Here is a 19,417-nt window from a genome sequence, read left to right as displayed (position 1 = left end):
GGGTCGCCGTACCCACCGCTGCCGTAACCGCTCATGCCACGTACCCCCGATGCCCCGCACGTTCGAACCCGGGCATCCTAGGCCCTGGACGTCCGGCGGCGGGTCTCCGGCCAGGGATCGTTCCACGGAGGCGGGCGGTTTCATGCGAGAACGCACCACCGGTGGAACGGTGAGGCAGATCATGGCACTTCGCCGGATCGCGCATGTCCGGGTGGCGCCGGCCGTGCCGGTGGTGGCTTCATGAGGGGTGCGGTGGTGTTCCCGCTGCCCTGCTTCTCGTAACCACGCCGTGGACACGTCGAGGTGATCTCTGATGGTGACAGACCGGTACGGCAATCCCTTGCACGAGTGCACCCAGGAGACGGCAGCACACTGGACCGGGCCGTCGACTCCCTGCTCCACTTCGACCCCGAGGTGGAGCAGGCGGTCGGTGACGCTCTCGAAAGCGCGCCGACCTCACCTCTTGTCCAGTCCTTCGCCGCCTATCTCGGGGCGTTGGGCACGGAGCCCGGCGACGCCCTCGCCGCGCGGCAGCGGTTCGGCCGGTACGCGGCCGGCGTGGACGGCTCGTCCCTGCCCGTGCGGGAGCGCCTGCACGTCGCCGCGGCCGAGGCATGGCTGGCCGGAGATCTGCACCGTGCCGGCGGGCTGCTGGAGGAGTTGTCCCTGGTGTGCCCGAGGGACGCGCTCGCGCTGGCCGTGGGGCACCAGCTGGACTTCTTCACCGGCGACTCGGTCCGCCTGCGTGATCGCATCGGGGGAGCCCTCTCGGCCTGGGACGCCGCCGACCCCCACCGCGGCCTGGTGTTGGGCATGTACGCGTTCGGGTTGGAGGAGTCGGGTCACTACCGCTTGGCCGAGGAGGCGGGACTCGCCGCGGTCGAGCAGAACCCTCGCGACGTCTGGGCGATCCACGCCGTGGTGCACACCTACGAGATGCAGGGACGGGTGTCGGAAGGCATCGGCTACCTCGATGCCCGCCGCGAGGACTGGGCGCAGGGCAATTACCTGAACGTGCACAACTGGTGGCACTACTCCCTGTACGCCTTGGAGGCGGGGGACACCGACACCGCCTTGAGCATCTACGACGCCGCCCTGCACAACGACGGGTCGGCCGGCGTGGCCATGGAACTGCTGGATGCCGCAGCGCTGCTGTGGCGGATCCGACTCGCGGGACGGGAGTCCGGCCCGCGCTTCGTGGCGCTGGCCGATGCGTGGGCTGCGCGAGCCGATCCACCGTTCTACGCGTTCAACGACGTGCACGCCGTCATGTCCTATGTGGGCGCCGGGCGACTCGCGGAGGCGGCGCGGCTCATCGCCGACCGACGGCGATGGCTTGCCCAGGGGGGTCCGGACAGCGTCACCAACAGACGGATGACCGCGGACATCGGTCTGCCCGTGTGCGAAGCGCTGGTGGCCCACGGGCAGGGGAAGCACGCCACCGTCGTAGAGCTCCTGTGGCCGCTGCGCCGTAGGCTGCACGAGTTCGGGGGCAGTCATGCGCAGCGCGACGCGCTCCAGAAGACCCTGATCGACTCCGCCCTCGGCTCCGGACGGCATGAACTGGCCCGCGTGCTCATCAGCGAGCGGATCGGGCTTCGGCCCGACAGCTCGTACAACTGGGCGGCTCGGGCTCGTCTCGCCGATTCGCTGGGCGACGCCACCCTGGCCACCGCCGCTCGCGGCCATGCGAGGGACGCGGCTGCGGCAGCCGCCGAAACACTCCTGCCCCTGTCCCTTCGTCCGGACGTCCACGCACCGTCCGGCGAAAGTGCTGCGCCTGGAGGCGGTCCCGTATCTCGGTGAATCCCGGAGTGGCAAGGGTCTCCGTCTTCCGTCGTCTCCGCCTTCCGTCAGCGGCCGGAAGGCGGAGACCACCGCCACGAGGGTTCGGAGCTAGCTGAGCGTCTTCACCGCGGCCGCGTCGTACGGCTTGAGCTCGTCGGTCCGCCCCGCCAGGACCTTCGCCGCCCACTCCGGGTCCTGGAGCAGCGCGCGGCCGACGGCGACCATGTCGAACTCGTCCCGCTCCAGGCGGTCGAGGAGGTCGTCGATGCCCTGGACCGGGGCGCCTTCGCCCGCGAAGGCGTGGATGAAGTCGCCGTCCAGTCCGACCGAGCCGACCGTGATGGTGGGCCTGCCCGTGAGCTTCTTGGTCCAGCCCGCCAGGTTCAGGTCCGAGCCTTCGAACTCGGGAATCCAGTGGCGGCGGGTGGAGGCATGGAAGGCGTCGACGCCGGCCGCGGCGAGCGGGGCCAGAATCGCCTCCAGCTCCTGCGGGGACTGGGCGAGCCGCGCGTCGTAGGCGTCCTGCTTCCACTGCGAGTAGCGGAAGATCACCGGGAAGTCGGGCGAGACAGCCGCGCGGACCGCGCTCACGACCTCGGCCACGAACTTCGTACGGGCCACGGGGTCGCCGCCGTAGGCGTCGGTACGGCGGTTCGTCCCCGCCCACAGGAACTGGTCCAGGAGGTAGCCGTGGGCGCCGTGCAGCTCGACGCCGTCGAAGCCGATGCGCTCGGCGGCCGCGGCGGCCTCGGCGAAGGCGCCGATGACGTCGTCCAGGTCGCTCCGGGTCATCGCCTTGCCCGTGCCCTCGGTGCCGTCGGTGCGGATTCCGGAGGGGCCCACCGCCGGGGCGTCGGCGTAGGGAGCCTGGCCCTGCTGGCGCACCATGCCGATGTGCCACAGCTGCGGGACGATCGTGCCGCCCGCCGCGTGCACGGCCTCGGCGACCTTCGCCCATCCCGCCAGCTGCTCCTCGCCGTGGAACCGCGGCACACGGTCGCTCTGCCCGGCCGAATCGTGTCCGACGTAGGTCCCCTCGGTGACGATCAGGCCCACGCCGGCGGCGGCGCGTCGGGCGTAGTACGACCGCACGTCCTCGCCGGGGACTCCGCCGGGGGAGAACATGCGCGTCATCGGCGCCATCGCGATGCGGTTCGGGACGGTCAGGCCGTTCAGCGAGACGGGCCGGGACAGGATCTCTGCAGCGCGGGAGGTGGGGGACGCGGTGACGGTCACAGGGGCGCTCCTCGTGGCGATTACTTGACAACCTTGATGCTTGAGAACTTCATGCAACGAAGGGACGGTAGAGGCCAATGCTTGAGATAGTCAAGCATCTCCGGTTAGAGTGACCCTCATGACAGAAGCTCCCGGCGTCGACACGGCCCAGCTCATGGAGCTGCTCTCCGTGTCGCTCGGCGTCTACTACGGCGACTTCACCGTCGCCGCGGCGAGCGAGAACCTCACGGCGAGCCAAGGCAAGGCTCTGACCGTGCTGCGCCGGGGACCCGCCGCGATGCGCTCCCTGGCCGAGACCATGACCTGCGACGCGTCCAACATGACCGGGATCATCGACCGGCTGGAGAAGCGGGGCCTGGTGCGCCGCGAGGCCAGCGCCTCCGACCGGCGCGTCAAGAACGTCATCCTCACAGCCGAGGGCGAGCGCGTCACCGACGCGATCCGCGCGAAAATGCGCACCACGCAGGAAGGCCTGGACAGGCTCACCGGTCAGGACCGGGACTCCCTGTACACCCTGCTGGATCGGGTCTTCGTCTCCCCGCCCGACGCCTGACCTCCGTGGCCCTACCCGTCCTCAGCGAAGCTGTTCGGCCAGTCCGACGATGATGCCCTCCGGGCCGCGGACGTAGCAGAGCAGATAGCTGTCCTCGAACCGCGCGATCTCGCCGACGAGTGTGGCGCCGTGAGGGCGCAGGCGGGCAACGGTGTCCTCGATGTCGTCGACGGCGAACATGACGCGGTGCGTGCCCAGAACGTTGTGCGGCCGATCGCGGGGGCCGCCGCTGATCACCGCGGGACTGCGGTACTTCGCCAGCTCGAGCCGACTGTGGCCGTCGGGGGTCCGGATCATCGCGATGTCACAGTGGACGCCTTCGAGTCCGGTGCACTGGTCGGCGAAGAGGCCCTCGACCTCCCCCCTGCCCTCCAGCTCCATACCGAGTTCCACGAAGAACGCGATGGCGGCATCCATGTCGTCGACGACGATGCCGACGTTGTCCATCCGCTGAATCGCCATGCTGGCTTCTCCTTCTTCCTCGTGCGGCCGGTGGTGGCCGCTGATGACCCAGGGACGGAGCCGGTGGCGCGTTCTCGACATCCTCGGACCGCCGATCTCCGAAGAATCTGGGTCGTGTCTCGGCACCGATACAGCAACCGGCGAGCCAAGGGTGAGTGCGGGGGCCGGCGCGGTCTCAGCTGCAACAACACCGGGGATGGCATGCGTGCCGTCCAGCGGGGACCCGCCGGCCGAACGTGTCGTCTGTTCGTGACACCTGCCCGAGCGACGCGACCCGGAGGCGGTCCGGCTCGGGAACCCGTGACGGCGTCACGGGTTCCCGCGGTGCGTACACGAGCCGGGATCGCCCGGGGCCGGGTCCTCACCGCGCCTTCACCGCGCGGTGGTGCAACCGCCGCTTCAGGCAACGGCGTTCGTTCTCGTCGAGACCGCCCCACACTCCTGTCACCTGACGGGAGTCGTCCATGGCCCAGCGAAGACAGGCCTCCTGAACGGGGCAGCCCCGGCAGATGTGCTTGGCCTCTTCGGCCTGGACCAGAGCGGGGGCGCCGGTCCCCACGGGGAAGAAGAGGTCGGGGTCGACGTTCTGGCAGGCGGCGGATGCGCGCCAGTTGTCCATGTCATTCCTCCTGTCTACGGGTGCGGGGGTCGTTCCATTCGGCTGACCGGTCGATGGCACTTGAAACGCTGCCAGCCTCGCGAGTACGCCCCTATTCCGGCGCGCCGAAGGGCGACCACCTCGGCAACCGGGCTCGGTACGGTTGCCGGTTCGCGTGTTCCGCTGGACGCTAGGGCCTGGAAGGTCAACGCCGAACTCCCCGGCCCCGCAGGCTTCGACCAGGCCTCGCAGGCTTCGACCAGACCTCGCAGCACACCAGGCCCGAAGACGTCGCGGATGCCGTCCGCTGCGGCGACGACGTCAAAGTTCACCGCTGTCCGGACCCGCCTCGCTGAACGCGCGCGTGCCGGGGGCTGCCGGGTCGAACCGTCGTCGGCGGCGATGCCGGCATCCGTTGGCTCATCTCACTTGTGACGAGATGCCATAGGGGACATCCGGGTGGCTTTCTCCCTGGTTCGCAACGGGTCGCAGTACCCACGTCGTCATCATCTGCACGTTGCACGACGACTGAGGAGACGCTCATGACCGAGTTCCAGGCGCTCACCACGACTCCGCGCGCACTGTTGGATCTCGACCCGTACCGCTTCCCTGCCATGTACGTCGACGACCGGCCCGGGGAGGCATCGGAGGCCTTCGGCGTCATGGAGTACGACGACTACCCCGAGCCGGAACCTGCGCCTTCCAGCAGCCTGTCCGACCGTCTCCAGCCGGCCGACCGCCGCCGGCTGGAGCTGCACGCCGCCCTCACCACGGCGGGTATCGCACCCCTGCCGGGCGATCTCGACGTCATCGAGGTGCTGAGCGCTCTGGACGACACCACCCACCGTGCGCTCCGTCGATGGCTCAGCCGGTCTGGCACCCACTGACACATCACAAGAGTCGGCCGGGTGAATTCGCCATGCCTCGCCTCCCTGCCGATGCCGCTCCTGGTCCGGGATAGTCAGCCACTTCGTCGGCTGATCCAAGGAACGAGGTAGGAAGAGATGTATTCCTCTTTGCGGTCGGTGCGGTGGCTGGCTTCCGTCTGCGACGACCCCAACACGTGCCTGAGCGAGTGGGGGCTGAGCGATCGGGGTGTGGCGCTCTTGCCGGTGGGGCGGCTCTGGGACGCCCTTGCGGTGCCGGAGGCGCTGGGACACGGCCTACTGAACGCTGTCGCCCGCCACGGGCGTTCGACGACCGGCCCGGTGCTCCGCAACAGCAGGCGTCAGGAGCTCGTGCTGCTGATGGCTCCAGGCGGCCCCGCCACGAAGCTGGGGAGGGTCGCTCGGTACCTGACGACGGGAACCTGGCTGGCCGTCCCCGACCCCGGCCGGAAGGTGACCGGCCTTTCGTGGCTCGTCCCGCCCGACGGGCGGGGAGCGCTCTTCTCCCCACGCGAGGTCTATGCCGCACTTGAGCCACGGGCCGGAAGATGAACGAAGGAGCGAGGAGCGGGAGCCGCCGCGCGAGGCCGGGATGCGTACGCCACCGGCCCGCCCGGCCCGCCCGGTCGGCCGCACGGCCGCGTCAGGCCGAGGAGATCGTCCCGCAGCCGCGGCACAAGACCGAGTCTTGTGCTGGTGGGTTCATCGGTGCAGAGGGTGCCATTCGGTGAGGAGAAGGGTGCCGTGCACCGCGCGGGGCGTCGCCGCACCGGCCCGCTGGCGGGGTGAGCAGCCGTCAGCGGTGGCCGCGCACCTTGGCGAGGAGGCGCCGCACCTGGGTTCGCCTGCCGGGGTCGGCGGCGGCCCGGCGTACGGACGCCGCCGCCCTACGGCCCTGAGGGCTGTGGGCCAATCGCTTGATACGGGTCAGCAGTGCGCTCATGGGATTCTCCTTGGATCGGAAGGGCGGGACGTTCCCGCGGGGGATCGCCTATCGGAAGAACGCCAGGTAGTAGTCGACGAACCCCATCCGGTGCGGCTGCTCGTCGTCCCGGTCGTGGTGGGGGCCGGGTTCGAACGGCGGGGCCTCCTCGATCTGTTGCTTGGAACAGCCGATGCGGATCCTCTCCGTGTCGGGGTCGACCGCGGTCACGACCCCCGCCGGGACGATGACGCGTCTGCCGGGGATCCAGGGAGCCGTGTCCACCACGACATGGGCACGGCTGGCCGTGGGCTCGTGCGTGTCGACCGTGCCCGCGTAGCCGTCCGTGGCCTCGACCCTGTATCCGGTCAGGTCGAGACGTGATGCGTGGGCCGCGGTCTCCCTGTAGGTCCAGATGTCGTGCGCCATGGCGTCCTTCGTTCCGTCGAGGGCGAGTACCAACGGGCTTGGTGTTCTGTCACTCCGTGTTGCCCGTGGCAGCCGTCCCACACCCTCCGGAGCTGCCGGATCGCGAAGCTCGACGGGCGCGTCGGCGAGGACGCGGGCGCGGCCGGCCGCGCGCCACCACACCGGACACGAGGCGCCGGTTCGGTACGACGCACCAGGTTTACGCCAGGCGCATTCGGTGAGACGGCCCTCATGAGTGCTTCGGAGAAGAGTGGACAGAGCCTGTTCCCCTGGACCGGACCGTATGCCGTGCCGGACTACCCCGACATGACGGAGAGGTACGACCCCGACATGACGGATCGGTACGACCCCGACACGGCGGAGGCGTACGGCCCCGACACGGCGGAGATCCACGCGGACATGGCGGCCCCGTTGCCCGAGAGGGCTCGTTCAGCCGCGCAGGCGGCCCGGGGCGCCGCGAACACGCTGTGGACCGCCGTGCGCGCACACAAGGCGGTGACGGCGGGTGCCGTCGCAGGCACGGCGGCCGCGCTCACCCTTGCGTACGCGCTGGACCGCCGTGCGCGGCGACGCGGCCTCGTACCGGCGGCCCTGCTCTTCGAACGCCGCTTCTGAGGGGGCGAGGTTCCCGGCCCTTCCCGGCGTCGCCTACTGACCGAACCCCGTCCATCCGTCTCCTTCACCACCCGTCCTCGGGGAGGTGGACGCGCATGGTCCCGCTGCTTCTCGTCCTGCCGCTCTTCGGCGCCGGCTTCTCGGCCAAAGCGCATTGATGGATCGCCGTCCCCGGTCGTCCACCGGTGGAGGACGGTCGAGTTCCCGGTGACCTCGCCGGGCCGCGGACGCCGCCGGGGAGCGTGTACCGGCGAGGCGCCTGCGCCGGGCGACGGCCGCGCGAGCCGGTCGGGGAATCAGTCGATGGGGAGCCCCTGCATCTGCGCGTAGGTACGGGCTCCCCAGCCGTGGAGCAGGGCGCCGTCACAGGCGGGCAGTTCGGCCCGCACCTTCTCCAGTCGCGCGGCGTCCACATAACCCACGGGGATGTCGCCCTTGTCGGTGAAGTCCTTGGTGTAGCCGCGGTCGTTGTCCGTCCCCATGGCCAGCAGGCGCTTGCTGTCGAGGAGCACGCCGTAGTACAGCCTGTCGGAGTTCAGCTTGTCCACGGAGGAACAGAGGACGGGTACTTCCTCGCCGCGCCGCGGGTGGCAGTTCGGCTTCGCCTGATTGCACAGTGCGCTGCCACTGACCTTGATCACCTTGCAGCTGTCCTCGGACTCGCCCGTGCAGGAGACCGGCATCATGTTGAGGGGCGGGCTCACGGTGGGCCTGGTGTAGACGCTGGCCCAGGCCGCCTTGACGGCTGTCCGGTGCACTTCGGGACGCGCACACAGGTCGATGTCCGCCGTCCCTCCGAACTTGTCGTCCTGCACGGTCGCCGCGTGCTTGTCGGGGCAATCCCCTGACGCGCCTTCGTCGACGGCGCTCCCGTCGGCCACACTGCCCGCGGCCGTCGAGCCCGGGACGGCCGGGTCCTTGTCCGCCGTGGATCCGCAGGCGGCGAGGGACAGCGTCAGGACCACTCCGAGGATGGTGGACACGAGAACGCGGTGTGACACGGAAGACCTCTTGTTCGACGGGGGAATCATCCGGCTGCCGGCAGCGACGGGCACGTGGCCGTGCTGCGACACGGGGGCCGATGCTCGCAGGATCCGCCGGCGAGGGCGTCGGTGGAACCACGTACTTCGCTACGTAGTCGGCCGGCCGGCCGGCTGCACGCACCCTGGATTACGTAGGGCATGTCAGGGAAACCACGGACTCGCGGCCACGCATCGGGTGGGAGAGTCGTGGCCGGTTCGGTGAGCCGTACACATCACAGGCGGTCGGCGCGACGGCCGCCTTCCAGGGGGGGCGGGCGGTGTGGCGCGAACGTCAGAGGTGTGGGCGCGGAGGGTGGGCCGGACCGGAGCGGTGGCCAGTCTCGCGGTCGCCGGGTGGCTGATATGGCTGCTCCCGGGCCCCCACCTGGCGGCCGTCCTGGGATTTGGCCCAGTGGACGGCGTCATGACGATCAGCTCGTGCTACGAAGCCACCGACCTGGAGGGGAATTCGGACGGCACCGACTGCAGCGGCACGTACACACCGCGTGCGGCGGGCGAGCCCCGACGTCAGGTCACGCTGGACAAGGCTGCCACCCTGCACAAGCCCGGCAGCACCTTGGAGGTGCGGATGGCGAGGGGCAGAGCCCACGAGCTGTCGGGCTATGCGCTGGGTACGTGGCTCACCGTCACCGGGCTCATCCTCGCACCGTTCCTGGCCCTGTCGCTGTCGTTCCGTGCCAGCGCGCGGGACGGCACGTTCAGCCACAACGGCGACTACGTCCTGCTCTTCATCGCCGCCGAGTTCGCCGCACTCGTCCTCGGAGTACTGGTGGGCGTCGTCGTCTCGATAGCCATCGCCTTGTTCGCCTTGTTCGGCTGAGGAGACGGCGGGCCGCAAGGCCCCGGATCCTCGGCGCAGGTACCGGACGCGGTGTGGGTCGACTCTCGAACGGTCTTCCGTTCGACGTGATAGACAATGCCGTGGAGTTCGGTAGAGAGATCACACGCGTCGGAACCTCGCAAGACGGGGCCACGCAGCACGGCAGCGGGAGCCCTCTCGTCGGCCGCACGGCCGAACTGCGGCTTCTCGACACGGTGATCGACCGGCTGGGCCACGGCGCCCCGTCCTTCGTCGACATCACCGGCGCGGCGGGGATCGGCAAGAGCCGGCTGATGTCCGAGTTCTGCCTCCACGCACGGCGACGCGGGTTGACGGTGCTGCGCGGCCGGGCGGCGGAGTACGAGCGGCACCTCCCGTTCCATCCCTTCGCCGACGCGTTCGCCGATCTCGACCACCGTCCGTCGCACGCCCCCGACCTGCTGGACGCGGTCTCCCACGTCCTGGGCGGCCGTGGCGGCGGGCCGTCCCCCGCGCCGGCGCCCGCCACCGGCGACCGCTTCGGTCTCCACCGGTCGGTGGCACGGCTGATGGCACAACTCGGCCGGTCCGGCGGCCTGGTGGTGGCGCTGGACGACGTGCACTGGGCGGACCCGGCCTCCCTGGAGCTCCTGGACCATCTGGTCCGGCATCCCGTACCCGGCCCGGTCGTCCTCGTCGTCGCCCGCCGCGACCGGCAGACACCGACAGCGCTCACCGCGGCGCTCACGCGCGAAGCCGACACCGGGGCGGTCCTCCGGATCGGTCTGGCGCCGCTCGCGGAACAGGAATGCGTCGAAGGGCTCGCGCCCGATCTGCCGCGCGACCGGGCCGCGGAACTGTACGCGGCAGGAGAGGGCAACCCGCTCTACTTCCTCTCCCTCCTGCACGCGTACCGCGAGGATGCCACGCGTCGCCGTACGTCCTCCTCGGCCTCCGCCGAGATCGGCCTCGGCGAACTGCCTACCGGTCTCGGAGCGCTGCTGCTGAAGGAGCTGGCCCCGCTGACCCCGGCGCAGCGCCGGACCCTGGAGGTGATCGCCGTGCTCGGCGATCACGCCGTGCCCCCGGTGATGCGCACGGTGACCGGCCGCACCGACGCCGATCTCGACGACGATCTGGAGACGCTGGCGCGACGTGACCTCGTGCGGCCGGGCCCAGGCGGTCGAACAGTGCTGCGCCACCCGGTGATCCGGACCCTGGTCCACGAGTCCACCGCGGTCCGGCGGCGCGTCGAGATCCATCACGCCGCCGCCGCCGAGCTGGCCCGCACCGGCGCACCGGCCGTCGAGCGGGCCCGGCACGTCGAACGGTCGGTGACCGCATGGGACCCGCAGGCGTACGCCGTACTGAGGCAGGCGGCCGACCAGACCGCTTCGACGGCTCCCACGAGCTGCGCACACTGGCTCCGGGCCGCACTCCGACTGCTGCCCGACACGGCTGAACACGCCGCCGAGCGACGCGACCTCATGCTGCGGCGCGCCCGAGCACTCGGTGTGTCCGGCGGTCTGCGGGAGAGCCGCGACCTGTTGCACAAGGTGATCAGCACGGCCGGCCCCGACGAGACCGGCGTCAGGACGTCCGCCGTCGTGCTGTGCGCCTCGACGGAACGGCACCTCGGAAGATATCCCGAGGCCATCGCGCTGCTGCGCCGCGAGTTGCGCAGGCAGCCGGAGCTGTCGCCGTCCGACCGGGTGTCGATCGGCCTCGAACTGAGCTCGTCCGCACCGCACAACGCCTCGTACCCGCAGATGCGGGGCGAAGTCGCACGGACCCTCGCGGACGCCCGCCTCCTGGGCAACGAACTCGGCGAGGCGGGGGCACTGGCCGTCGCCGCGTTCGGCGAGGCCTACGAGGGCGACGTGCCCGCGGCGAGCGCGTACGCGGCGCAGGCGGCCGGGCTGCTGGACGGCCTGCCCGACGACGACCTCACGGCGCTGTGCGAACCACTGGGCAGACTGGGATGGGCGGAGGCCTTCCTCGGCCGCTTCACCGACGCGGAACGCCACGCCGACCGGGGCCTCGGCATCGCCCGGCGCAGCGGCCAGATCTACCTCCTGCCGCTCCTGCTGCTGTGCAAGGCACACGTACGGATCCAGACCTGCCGACTGCAGTCGGCCTGCGAACTCGCGGACGAGGCCGAGGACATCGCCCGCGGGATCGGCAGCGGTGAACTGCTCGCCTTCGTCCTCGCCAACAAGGCCCAGGTGCGCGTCGCGGCGTCCCAACCCGGCGACCCGGAGGCACTGGCGGCCGCGGAGGAGGCCGTGGCGACCATGGGACCGAGCGACAACTGGCGGGCCTCCATGGCCTGGTGCATGCTCGGCTACGCGGCGCTCACCGGCGGCGATCCGCATCGCGCCCGGGACGCCCTCCTCAGGGCCGGGGGAGACGACCTGCGTGGCCTGCAACCCTCGATGCGCCCCCTCCTGACGGAACTCCTCGTCACGGCGGCCCTCTTGACCGGGGACGTCCCCTCCGCGTCCGCATGGTCCGAGCGGGCACGCAGGGAAGCGGAACAGCTCGGCCTGCCCGTGCAACGCGCCTCAGCGATGCGGAGCGCGGCACAGCTCGCCCTGCACCAGGGCGACGCCGACAGGGCGGCAACGCTGCTCTCCGAGGCAGCGGCGGAATGTGCGCGGTCCGGTGCGGTGTTCTGGGAGGCGCGGTCACTGCTGCTCGCGGCCCCGGCGATGACGGCCGCCGGGTTCGGAGCGCGCGGGGAGGCCATGTGGCGGCAGGGGCACCGGCTCGCCACAGGCGGTGGCGCGGGTCTGCTGGTCGGTCTGGCGGAGATGACACGGCCGTCCGCACCCCGCACGTCCTCCACCACCCCGCCGCGGCTGGCCTCCTTGACGGCACGCGAACGGGAGATCGCCGAGCTGGTGGCCGAGGGCCTCACCAACCAGGCGATCGCCACCAGGCTCTACCTCAGTCCGCGTACCGTCGAGACCCACCTCTCCCGGGTGTTCCGCAAGACCGACGTCGCCACACGGGCCGGCCTCGCCGCCCTCATGGCCCGCTTCTGACGCCGGGACACCTCATGGTCGCGGACCCGGCGGCGGGTGACCGGCGGCAGGTCGCCCACCGCCGGTCCGGCACGTCCTCAGGGCGTGGTGCGCACGGGGAAGCTGAAGGTGCGTCCCTGCTCCTTGAGCCACGGCAGAACCTGCTTGAGGGCCTCGACGGTCTGACCGCGGTCGCCGCCGCCGTCATGGAAGAGGATCGTCGGCCCGTTGGACAGCTCGTTCTTGACCGTGCTGACGATGGCGCCCGTGCCGGGCTTCTCGAAGTCCTTGGTGTCCACGTTCCACCCCAGCGGCCGCATCCCCGCCTCGGCGGCGATGCGTCGGCTGTCGGGGGTGAACGCACCGCCCGGCGCCCGGTAGTACTCCACCTCGGCGCCCCCGGCGGCGTCCTCGATCATCTTCTTCGCGTCCAGGATCTGCTGCCGCTGGTACGCGACGGACTTCTTGTCCATCGCGGTGTCGTGGGACGTGGTGTGGTCGCAGAGACGGTGCCCGTCCGCGACGATCCGCCTGACCAGGTCGGGGAACTCCTTCGCCCGCGGCCCGACCATGCAGAAGACCGCTTTGACGTCGTGCTGCTTGAGGACCTCCAGCACCTTGGGCGTCCACTGCGGGTCGGGCCCGTCGTCGATGGTGATGTTCACGGCCTTCCCGCCCGCCTCGGCGGCATGCGCGATCCCCTGAGGCATCCTCACCTTCGCCACCGGCGGCGGTCCCTGCGCCGGCTCCTTCGTCCGTCCCTCGGGCGTGCCCTGCGCGCCCGCCCCCGTCCGGGCGGCGGCCTCGGTGTCCGTCAGCGTGGTGGCGCCCCACGCCGCCAGGCTGATCGCGACCGCCGAGGCCGCCACGGCTATGTGCGCGGTGTACTTGCTCTTCAGCCCCATGTCCTGCTGCTCCTCGCCCGTTCTCTACGCTCTCCCGGAGAAGGGGACGGAAGAGACGACCGAAAGGTTTCACCCGACCCGGCCCCAAGAGCGTAAACGTGCGGAGTGAGGAGCTCAGACCGAGGTGCCCCTGCTGAACCAGCCGCTGAACGGCGGCGCTCCCGCGGTGGATTCCGCCCCGGCGTCGGCGCCTTCGCCGAGGGCGTGCCGCTCGGCTCTCGCCAGTACCCTCTCCGCCTCCGCACGCCAGGTCGCCGCATCCGCGTCCGGACGGGGCGGCGGCAGGTACGGGCCGCGGTCCGGTGCTTCGGAGGCCGCTCCGAAGAAGTCACCGCCCTTGCGCTTGAAATCGTCCGTGCCCCACGGCCGGCCGTGGCCGCGCGCGGGGACCTTCTGGAAGTGGGGGATGTGCTTGGCGCAGTGGATGTACGCCTCCTCGACCGTGATCACCACCCACACCAGCGCCCGTCGGCCGGGCACTTGGTCGGCCGGGAGCCAGGGGTGGGCGCGGCGCATCTCGTCGTCGGCCACGCTCCTGGCCCTGCCGTTGACATGGAGCCCGATGCGGTCCCGGAGGAAGTCGACCATGAGGATGCCGACCTGCGGGTTCTCCTCGATGTTGCCGAGGCTGGCGTGGACGCCGTTGCCCCGGTACTCGGGGTAGGTGAGCGTCGCGTCGTCCAGGACGTGGAGGAAGCCGGGCGGGCCGGCGCGGAAGGTGTTGTCGCACGCACCGTGCCGGTCGGCGGTGGCCAGGAAGAACATCTCCTGCCGGTTCACGAACTCGCGCATCCGGGGGTTCAGTCGGTCCAGGACCTGATCGGCGTAGAAGCGGTCCGCGCGGTCCGTGGTGCCCATGCGCTGCTGGACGAGGTGTTCGCCGTCACTGCCCGGGCGGGTGGTGCGCAGGGTCGTCGCCTGCTGTCCGGCGTGTTCGAAAGTACTCACGTCGTTGCCCCGACCAGTTCTTCGATGGAGTCGTGCCGTATGCGGTGGGTGGGTATGCCGATGCCCACGAGGGTGTCGACGCTGCACCGGATCATTCCGGGCGGGCCGGACAGGTACGCGTCGTGGGTGTGCCACGGGCCGAACTCGCGTACGGCCTCCGGGATACCGCCGGACAGCAGGCCGACGGGACCGTCGTCGAGGACCGGGCGCACCGAGAGCCAGGGGTGCGCCTGCTGCAGCCGGAGCATCGTGTCGATGTCGTACAGGCCCTGGTTCCGGCGAGCGCCGTAGAACACGTCGACGGAGCGGCGCCGACCGTGCTGGGCGACATCCTCCACCAGGGCCTTGATGGGCGCGATGCCGGTGCCGCCGCCGAGACACAGCAGCCCGTTGTCGCTGGTGTGGTCCACGGTCATGGAACCGGCGGGAGGACCGAGCCGGATGACGTCTCCGGTGCGGGCACGGTGGACGAGGGCGTTGGAGACCCAGCCCGCCGGTACGGCCTTGACGTGGAAGGAGAGGAGTCCGTCGGAGCGGGGCGCCGAGGCGAAGGAGTAGTGCCGCCAGATCCGCGGCCACCAGGGGGTCTCCAGGGCCGTGTACTGCCCGGCGAGGAAGGGGTACGGCCCGTCGGGCCGGACCGTGACGACCGCGACGTCCTTCGTCCGCATGACATGGGCGACCACCTCCGCCTGCCACCAAGCGGGCGCCCGGAGCTCGTCCTCGGTCGCCGCGTCGATCATGATCTGGGAGATCGTGGTGTAGGCGCCCACCCAGGCGGCCTCGGTCCGTGGCCCCCAGGTCTCCGGGGCGTGGCTGGCGAGGGCGCCGATCAGGGCCTCGCCGACGGCCGGGTAGTGCTCGGGGAGCGTGCCGTACTTCCGGTGCCCGCGGCCGAGGTGGGTCAGATACGTGGTCAGGGTGACGGGGTCGTCCGCGTGGGTCGCGGCGGTGAGCAGGGCCTTGAACAGCCGGTCGCGCTGGGTGTCCATCGCGGCGGGGAAGAGGTCCCGCAAACCGGGGTGGCGGAGGAAGAGCAGCGCGTAGAAGTACGAGGTGACCCGGTCGGCGATCGGCTCGATCTCGGCCATCGTGCGGCGCAACAGCTCTGTGGCGGACGGGACCGCTGCCGGTGCCGGGGTCGGGGTCGGCCGGCGTTCCGCCGGGCGCGCGGATTCCGGGGCCGCCCTGACGGTCTCCGGATGCCCGGACCGCCGAGGCCCCTGCGCTCCCTTCGGACCTCGCGCGAACCAGCCCCCGTCCTGACCGCCGGCAGTGGCGGCGGCACCGGAGCCGTAGCCGTCGGCCGACGGGGTGGTCGGAGCTTCCATCGGTCTGCCTCGCCTCGAACGTCTTTGGTCGGTCTTCGCCCACGGGGTCTGCATGTGCCCCGTTTTCCTCGTTTTCCTTGTGGCCCACGGCGTTCGACGAATACTCGGACGGGTGAGCGGGCCCGACCATACCTCGCCCGTCGGAATTCCGGGGATTCCCGTGACCGCCCCCTCGGAGAGGGCGTTTTGGCTGTTCAGAGGCTGGTTACTAATGAGTTGGAAGGGTCCGAAACTGTTTCCGGTGAAGCATGGTTGAGGAATTCGCCGACCGAAAACTCACGCGGTGACCCGAACTTCTCCACATCTGCGTCGACCAGATCAGCGAGCCGCCGGCAGCGGAGGTGTCGGTGAAGCATCGGTGAAGCCGGACCAACCCGAGTGTTTTTGAGGCCGCGATCTTCGCGGGGTGTGGCGTACCCCGCCACGCCATCGCCCGGATGGCCACCGACAATTCCCGCAGAGACCAGACGAAGAGTGGGAATACGGCCGGCATGTAGGGCGTGTATTCCGTCTCCTGGAACCAGAGGGAGACGAGCGTGGTGGTGGTAGCGGCCGGTGCGGTGAGGATTCCGATGAGGACGATTGCCCCGGAGATGCTCAGGCCTCGTCTGCCCCACTGGTCGAAGACCGCCACGGCTGCCGCGGCCTCGGCCACGCCACGCCACGCACCATGAAGACGAATCCCATGATCCGCCCCGCGAACGTCAGTGGTTCGAAGGCGCCCGGGATGCCGATGGCGGTCAACTGGACCCAACCGCCCAACCGCCCAACCGCCCAACCGCCCCGCCACCATCGACACGATCGTCGCGCGTCTGCGCCGGGTGTGGTCGGGCCAGGTGTCGCTGCCGACCCCTTGCCGTCAAACGGAGGACGGGTCCTCCAGATCCAGGTCCTCCGGGTAGCCGCGGCGGTGGGGAATGCGCCGCAGTCCTTGAGGGGGCCAGGCGCCGCCCACCGTCTCCGCACCTCCGCCGTTCCCGCTCCCCACGGCGCCCCTGTCGATGGCCGGAGCCGCCCCAGCTCCCACGCCGACCGTTCCCTGACGGTGTGTCCGCGTGCACCCGATGAAACACATCGGTCCGACCCTGTGTGACCCCTTGATCGCCGGGAGTTGGACGGACATACTCTGGCCACCGTTTGAGAGCGCTCGCAAAGAGTCGGGGTACGGCACCTTTCCGGCGATCCCGGCCGCGCTGCCCTCCTCCCCTCCTCCCGTCCTCGCGGAGTGAGCCCCTGCTCGGCATCCTCCCGATCCCGCCCAGTACCAAGGAAGCGTCATGGCCTCATCGCGTGTTCGTACCTCCGCTCGTACCCGCACCCGGCCCGTCGAGCTCGTGGCGACCGGGATGGTCGCCGCACTCGTCATCACCGGCTGCTCCTCCGCCGCCAGCGGCTCCCGCGGCCCCGCTGCAGGAGAGCGGGTCACCCTGACCATCGGCACCTTCGGGACCTTCGGTTACAAGGAGGCCGGCCTTTTCGACGACTACATGAAGCTGCACCCCGAGATCACGATCAAGGAGCATCAGAACGCACAGGAACCCGACTACTGGGACGCGCTGCAGCCGCGGTTGTCAGGGGGCGGAACGCTGTACGACGTTCAGGCGCTCGAAGCCGGCCGCATCTCCCTGGCCACTTCCGACAAGCACGCCGGAGCCTTCGCCGACCTGTCCGACGCGCCCGGTGTGAAGTACAGGGACCACCTGCCGTGGAAGTGGGACCAGGCCACGGCCTCCGACGGCCGGACGATCGGGCTGGGCACCGATGTCGGCCCATGGCCGTCTGCTACCGGCAGGACCTCTTCGAGGCCGCCGGTCTGCCCTCCGACCCGGATGAGGTCGCGGCGCTGTGGGAGGGCGACTGGGCCGAGTTCGTCCAGGTCGGGAAGACCTACCAGGCCAAGGCGCCGAAGGGGACCTACTTCATGGACACGGCGGCAGGCCTGTACAACGCCGTGGTCTCCAGCAGCACCCAGCAGTACTACGAGGACGGCAAGCTGATCTACAAGGATTCCCCGAGCGTCAGGAAGGGCTGGGGCCTGGCCGTCGAGGCCGTCCGGGCCGGCAGCAGCCAGGGCCTCAAGGAATTCGATCCGCCCTGGCAGAGAGCCTTCGCGAAGTCCACCTTCGCCACGACCATCTGCCCCTCCTGGCAGCAGGCCAACATCGAGAAGTTCTCCGGCGCCGCCAACAGGGGCAAGTGGAACATCGCCCAGGCGCCGGCCGCGGGTAACTGGGGCGGCTCCTTCCTCACGGTGCCCTCCTCCGGAAAACACGTCGAGCAGGCGAAGCAGCTGGTCGCCTGGCTCACGAGCCCCGAGCAGCAGGTGAAGGTCTTCCAGAAGGTCGGCAACTTCCCCGCGAACCGAGCCGCCTACCCCCTGCCAGGCGTCGTGACGTACACGAACCCCTACATAGGCCCCGAGGCCCGCAGCGGAATGATCTTTGCCATGGCGGCCATGGCCATCCAGCCCGCCGAGACCGGACCGCGCGCGGGCGAGCTGAACAACGCCATCGGCGACGGCATTCTCCTCATGGAGCAAGACGGCAAGACATCGGACGAAGCCTGGAACGCCACCGTCCGCCAGATCGACGGCAACACCCGCTAGGGTCCGTCCGTTCGATCGCGTTCGGAGCCCGCTGGTGAGAGCTGCGCCCCCAGCACGTGGCGAATCGGCCGGCCTTCGTCGCTGACATCGTGCCGACGGAGGACGAGACGCCGACACCGTCCGAACCGGACCGCGCGGCCTCGGCGTCTGCGCCGCGCCCGCCTTCCTGCCGCGGCCCGACCACTCGCCGCCCGGCGCTCACCACCGGCCTGCCGGCCGTAGCGGCCCCAGGGGCTGTCAGCGCAGGTCGAGCCGCATCAGGACCCGGGGATGACCGGCCAGTACCGAAGTGGTGTCGGCGGCGTGGGTGAACCCGGCGCGTTCGAAGTTCTTCCGGATCCCGGCGTACGCCATCGTCGCGTCGACTGTGGCGCTGCCGTTGTCGAGTGGGTACGCCTCGATCGCCGGTGCGCCATGGGCGCGGGCGAACTCGACCGCACCGGCAATGAGGGCGTGCGAGATCCCCTTCTTGCGATGACCGGGGCGTACGCGAATGCACCACAGCGACCAGACCGGCAGGTCGTCGACGTGCGGGATCTTACGGCTGTGCGCGAACGAGGTGTCCGAGCGCGGTGCCACGGCGGCCCATCCGACCGGCTCGTCACCTTCGTAGGCGAGCACCCCCGGAGGGGGCGCCGTCCGGCACAGCTCGGCGACGTACTCACCGCGGGCCGGCCCACGGAGCTCGTTGTTGAGCTTGGACGGGATCCGGTAGCTCAGGCACCAGCAGACGTTGGCCCCAGGGGACTTCGGGCCGACGAGGGTCCGGACATCCTCGAAGACTGCAGCCGGGCGAACCATGATGGTCATGGCACCACGATGTCACGCGTACAGGGCGGGCCCCGCTCGATCTCCGATGCCGTGCACCACCACATTCGTCGGCGCGATCCGCACGTACGTTCCGGCCCCTCGGGCGGCCCACCTCGGCACGCGTGCGGAGCTCGTGGCGCAAAATGATCACGAGTGGTGATCTTCATGTGACACGTTGTCAGTGGTGGGTGCTTTCATGAGCCGGTCGCGCAGGGAGGCGTGACTCGACTGATGAGGGGGCCACAGCTGTGCCTGTGATCGAGCAGTATGTGAAGTCCGACGGAACCGTGGTCACGAGACACACACGCCTCCCGGCAGGCGCCCGTCGGCAGACGGCGATCGCGGGGGTGATCGTGGCTGGGGTGCTCGTCTTCGGTGGTGGAAACACGACCACCGGGGCGAGTGAACAGCCGGGGCAACACCGGTTACCCGGGCCGCAGTCGACGGTCGTCTATCCGAT

18 protein-coding genes are annotated in these 19,417 nt (G+C 70.3%); 7 read left to right on the top strand and 11 right to left on the bottom strand.

Going from position 1 to position 19,417, the window contains the following annotated elements; all coding sequences use genetic code 11:
• Positions 1-348: 348 nt before the first annotated feature.
• The gene (locus OG259_RS00910; RefSeq protein ID WP_328940398.1) at positions 349-1,806 is read left to right on the top strand and encodes a tetratricopeptide repeat protein; all 1,458 of its coding nucleotides are present in this window, start codon (positions 349-351) and stop codon (positions 1,804-1,806) included.
• Between the two features lie 90 nt (positions 1,807-1,896).
• On the opposite strand, the gene OG259_RS00905 is transcribed toward OG259_RS00910, so the two are convergent.
• The gene (locus OG259_RS00905) at positions 1,897-3,024 is read right to left on the bottom strand and encodes an NADH:flavin oxidoreductase (RefSeq protein WP_328940397.1); all 1,128 of its coding nucleotides are present in this window, start codon (positions 3,022-3,024) and stop codon (positions 1,897-1,899) included.
• Positions 3,025-3,142: 118 nt separating this feature from the next.
• Here OG259_RS00905 and OG259_RS00900 point away from each other — a divergent pair, with 118 nt between their 5' ends.
• Positions 3,143-3,577 carry a MarR family winged helix-turn-helix transcriptional regulator gene (locus OG259_RS00900; RefSeq protein WP_328940396.1) on the top strand — a complete coding sequence of 145 codons (435 nt, stop codon included), beginning with the start codon at positions 3,143-3,145 and terminating at the stop codon, positions 3,575-3,577.
• Between the two features lie 21 nt (positions 3,578-3,598).
• Here the strand turns inward: OG259_RS00900 and OG259_RS00895 are convergent, their stop codons facing one another.
• Together OG259_RS00895 and OG259_RS00890 are read right to left on the bottom strand one after the other, a co-directional pair.
• A complete protein-coding gene (locus OG259_RS00895; RefSeq protein WP_328940395.1) occupies positions 3,599-4,039 on the bottom strand; it encodes a VOC family protein in 441 nt (146 codons plus the stop codon).
• Positions 4,040-4,400: 361 nt separating this feature from the next.
• Positions 4,401-4,658: a WhiB family transcriptional regulator gene (locus tag OG259_RS00890; protein ID WP_328940394.1), complete on the bottom strand. Its 258-nt coding sequence runs from the start codon at positions 4,656-4,658 to the stop codon at positions 4,401-4,403.
• Positions 4,659-5,179: 521 nt separating this feature from the next.
• Between OG259_RS00890 and OG259_RS00885 the strand changes: the two genes are divergently transcribed.
• Positions 5,180-5,524: a hypothetical protein gene (locus OG259_RS00885; protein WP_328940393.1), complete on the top strand. Its 345-nt coding sequence runs from the start codon at positions 5,180-5,182 to the stop codon at positions 5,522-5,524.
• A gap of 796 nt (positions 5,525-6,320) precedes the next feature.
• Here OG259_RS00885 and OG259_RS00880 read toward each other — a convergent pair.
• Together OG259_RS00880 and OG259_RS00875 are read right to left on the bottom strand one after the other, a co-directional pair.
• Complete coding sequence (locus OG259_RS00880; RefSeq protein ID WP_328940392.1) at positions 6,321-6,467, bottom strand: hypothetical protein; 147 nt, start codon at positions 6,465-6,467, stop codon at positions 6,321-6,323.
• A 48-nt stretch (positions 6,468-6,515) separates the two neighbouring features.
• Positions 6,516-6,875 carry a PRC-barrel domain containing protein gene (locus OG259_RS00875; RefSeq protein WP_328940391.1) on the bottom strand — a complete coding sequence of 120 codons (360 nt, stop codon included), beginning with the start codon at positions 6,873-6,875 and terminating at the stop codon, positions 6,516-6,518.
• Between the two features lie 330 nt (positions 6,876-7,205).
• Here OG259_RS00875 and OG259_RS00870 point away from each other — a divergent pair, with 330 nt between their 5' ends.
• Positions 7,206-7,490, top strand: coding sequence for a hypothetical protein (locus OG259_RS00870; protein WP_328940390.1), 285 nt, complete (start codon positions 7,206-7,208; stop codon positions 7,488-7,490).
• Between the two features lie 296 nt (positions 7,491-7,786).
• Here OG259_RS00870 and OG259_RS00865 read toward each other — a convergent pair whose 3' ends face one another.
• Positions 7,787-8,473 (bottom strand): hypothetical protein, encoded by a 687-nt coding sequence (locus OG259_RS00865; protein ID WP_328940389.1) that lies wholly within the window; start codon positions 8,471-8,473, stop codon positions 7,787-7,789.
• Positions 8,474-8,936: 463 nt separating this feature from the next.
• On the opposite strand from OG259_RS00865, the gene OG259_RS00860 reads away from it, so the two are divergent.
• Complete coding sequence (locus OG259_RS00860; RefSeq protein ID WP_328940388.1) at positions 8,937-9,353, top strand: hypothetical protein; 417 nt, start codon at positions 8,937-8,939, stop codon at positions 9,351-9,353.
• Positions 9,354-9,472: 119 nt separating this feature from the next.
• Positions 9,473-12,379 (top strand): helix-turn-helix transcriptional regulator, encoded by a 2,907-nt coding sequence (locus OG259_RS00855; protein WP_328946954.1) that lies wholly within the window; start codon positions 9,473-9,475, stop codon positions 12,377-12,379.
• Between the two features lie 77 nt (positions 12,380-12,456).
• Here the strand turns inward: OG259_RS00855 and OG259_RS00850 are convergent, their stop codons facing one another.
• From OG259_RS00850 to OG259_RS00835, 4 genes are all read right to left on the bottom strand, one after another.
• Positions 12,457-13,263 carry a polysaccharide deacetylase family protein gene (locus tag OG259_RS00850; RefSeq protein ID WP_328940387.1) on the bottom strand — a complete coding sequence of 269 codons (807 nt, stop codon included), beginning with the start codon at positions 13,261-13,263 and terminating at the stop codon, positions 12,457-12,459.
• A 114-nt stretch (positions 13,264-13,377) separates the two neighbouring features.
• On the bottom strand, positions 13,378-14,211 hold the full coding sequence (locus tag OG259_RS00845) for a pyridoxamine 5'-phosphate oxidase family protein (protein WP_328940386.1): 834 nt from the start codon (positions 14,209-14,211) through the stop codon (positions 13,378-13,380).
• Positions 14,208-15,542, bottom strand: coding sequence for a globin domain-containing protein (locus tag OG259_RS00840; protein WP_328940385.1), 1,335 nt, complete (start codon positions 15,540-15,542; stop codon positions 14,208-14,210). Before OG259_RS00840 ends, OG259_RS00845 begins: the two co-directional genes overlap by 4 nt.
• A 208-nt stretch (positions 15,543-15,750) precedes the next feature.
• Complete coding sequence (locus OG259_RS00835; protein WP_328940384.1) at positions 15,751-16,197, bottom strand: hypothetical protein; 447 nt, start codon at positions 16,195-16,197, stop codon at positions 15,751-15,753.
• A gap of 1,116 nt (positions 16,198-17,313) precedes the next feature.
• On the opposite strand from OG259_RS00835, the gene OG259_RS00830 reads away from it, so the two are divergent.
• On the top strand, positions 17,314-18,147 hold the full coding sequence (locus OG259_RS00830) for an extracellular solute-binding protein (RefSeq protein WP_328940383.1): 834 nt from the start codon (positions 17,314-17,316) through the stop codon (positions 18,145-18,147).
• Between the two features lie 237 nt (positions 18,148-18,384).
• On the opposite strand, the gene OG259_RS00825 is transcribed toward OG259_RS00830, so the two are convergent.
• Complete coding sequence (locus OG259_RS00825) at positions 18,385-18,957, bottom strand: GNAT family N-acetyltransferase (protein ID WP_328940382.1); 573 nt, start codon at positions 18,955-18,957, stop codon at positions 18,385-18,387.
• Positions 18,958-19,417: the final 460 nt, after the last annotated feature.

The sequence above is a fragment of the Streptomyces sp. NBC_00250 genome, assembly GCF_036192275.1.
In the GTDB taxonomy this organism is placed as follows: Bacteria; Actinomycetota; Actinomycetes; order Streptomycetales; family Streptomycetaceae; genus Streptomyces.
This window is presented reverse-complemented; position numbering and strand designations above follow the sequence as displayed.

What these genes read in the sequence shown, in the direction of transcription:
- OG259_RS00900 (WP_328940396.1), top strand. Translation starts at nt 3,143, where the DNA reads ATGACAGAAGCTCCCGGCGTCGACACGGCCCAGCTCATGGAGCTGCTC.
- OG259_RS00895 (WP_328940395.1), bottom strand. Translation starts at nt 4,039, where the DNA reads ATGGCGATTCAGCGGATGGACAACGTCGGCATCGTCGTCGACGACATG.
- OG259_RS00890 (WP_328940394.1), bottom strand. Translation starts at nt 4,658, where the DNA reads ATGGACAACTGGCGCGCATCCGCCGCCTGCCAGAACGTCGACCCCGAC.
- OG259_RS00885 (WP_328940393.1), top strand. Translation starts at nt 5,180, where the DNA reads ATGACCGAGTTCCAGGCGCTCACCACGACTCCGCGCGCACTGTTGGAT.
- OG259_RS00880 (WP_328940392.1), bottom strand. Translation starts at nt 6,467, where the DNA reads ATGAGCGCACTGCTGACCCGTATCAAGCGATTGGCCCACAGCCCTCAG.
- OG259_RS00875 (WP_328940391.1), bottom strand. Translation starts at nt 6,875, where the DNA reads ATGGCGCACGACATCTGGACCTACAGGGAGACCGCGGCCCACGCATCA.
- OG259_RS00870 (WP_328940390.1), top strand. Translation starts at nt 7,206, where the DNA reads ATGACGGATCGGTACGACCCCGACACGGCGGAGGCGTACGGCCCCGAC.
- OG259_RS00860 (WP_328940388.1), top strand. Translation starts at nt 8,937, where the DNA reads ATGACGATCAGCTCGTGCTACGAAGCCACCGACCTGGAGGGGAATTCG.
- OG259_RS00850 (WP_328940387.1), bottom strand. Translation starts at nt 13,263, where the DNA reads ATGGGGCTGAAGAGCAAGTACACCGCGCACATAGCCGTGGCGGCCTCG.
- OG259_RS00840 (WP_328940385.1), bottom strand. Translation starts at nt 15,542, where the DNA reads ATGGAAGCTCCGACCACCCCGTCGGCCGACGGCTACGGCTCCGGTGCC.
- OG259_RS00830 (WP_328940383.1), top strand. Translation starts at nt 17,314, where the DNA reads ATGGCCGTCTGCTACCGGCAGGACCTCTTCGAGGCCGCCGGTCTGCCC.
- OG259_RS00825 (WP_328940382.1), bottom strand. Translation starts at nt 18,957, where the DNA reads ATGACCATCATGGTTCGCCCGGCTGCAGTCTTCGAGGATGTCCGGACC.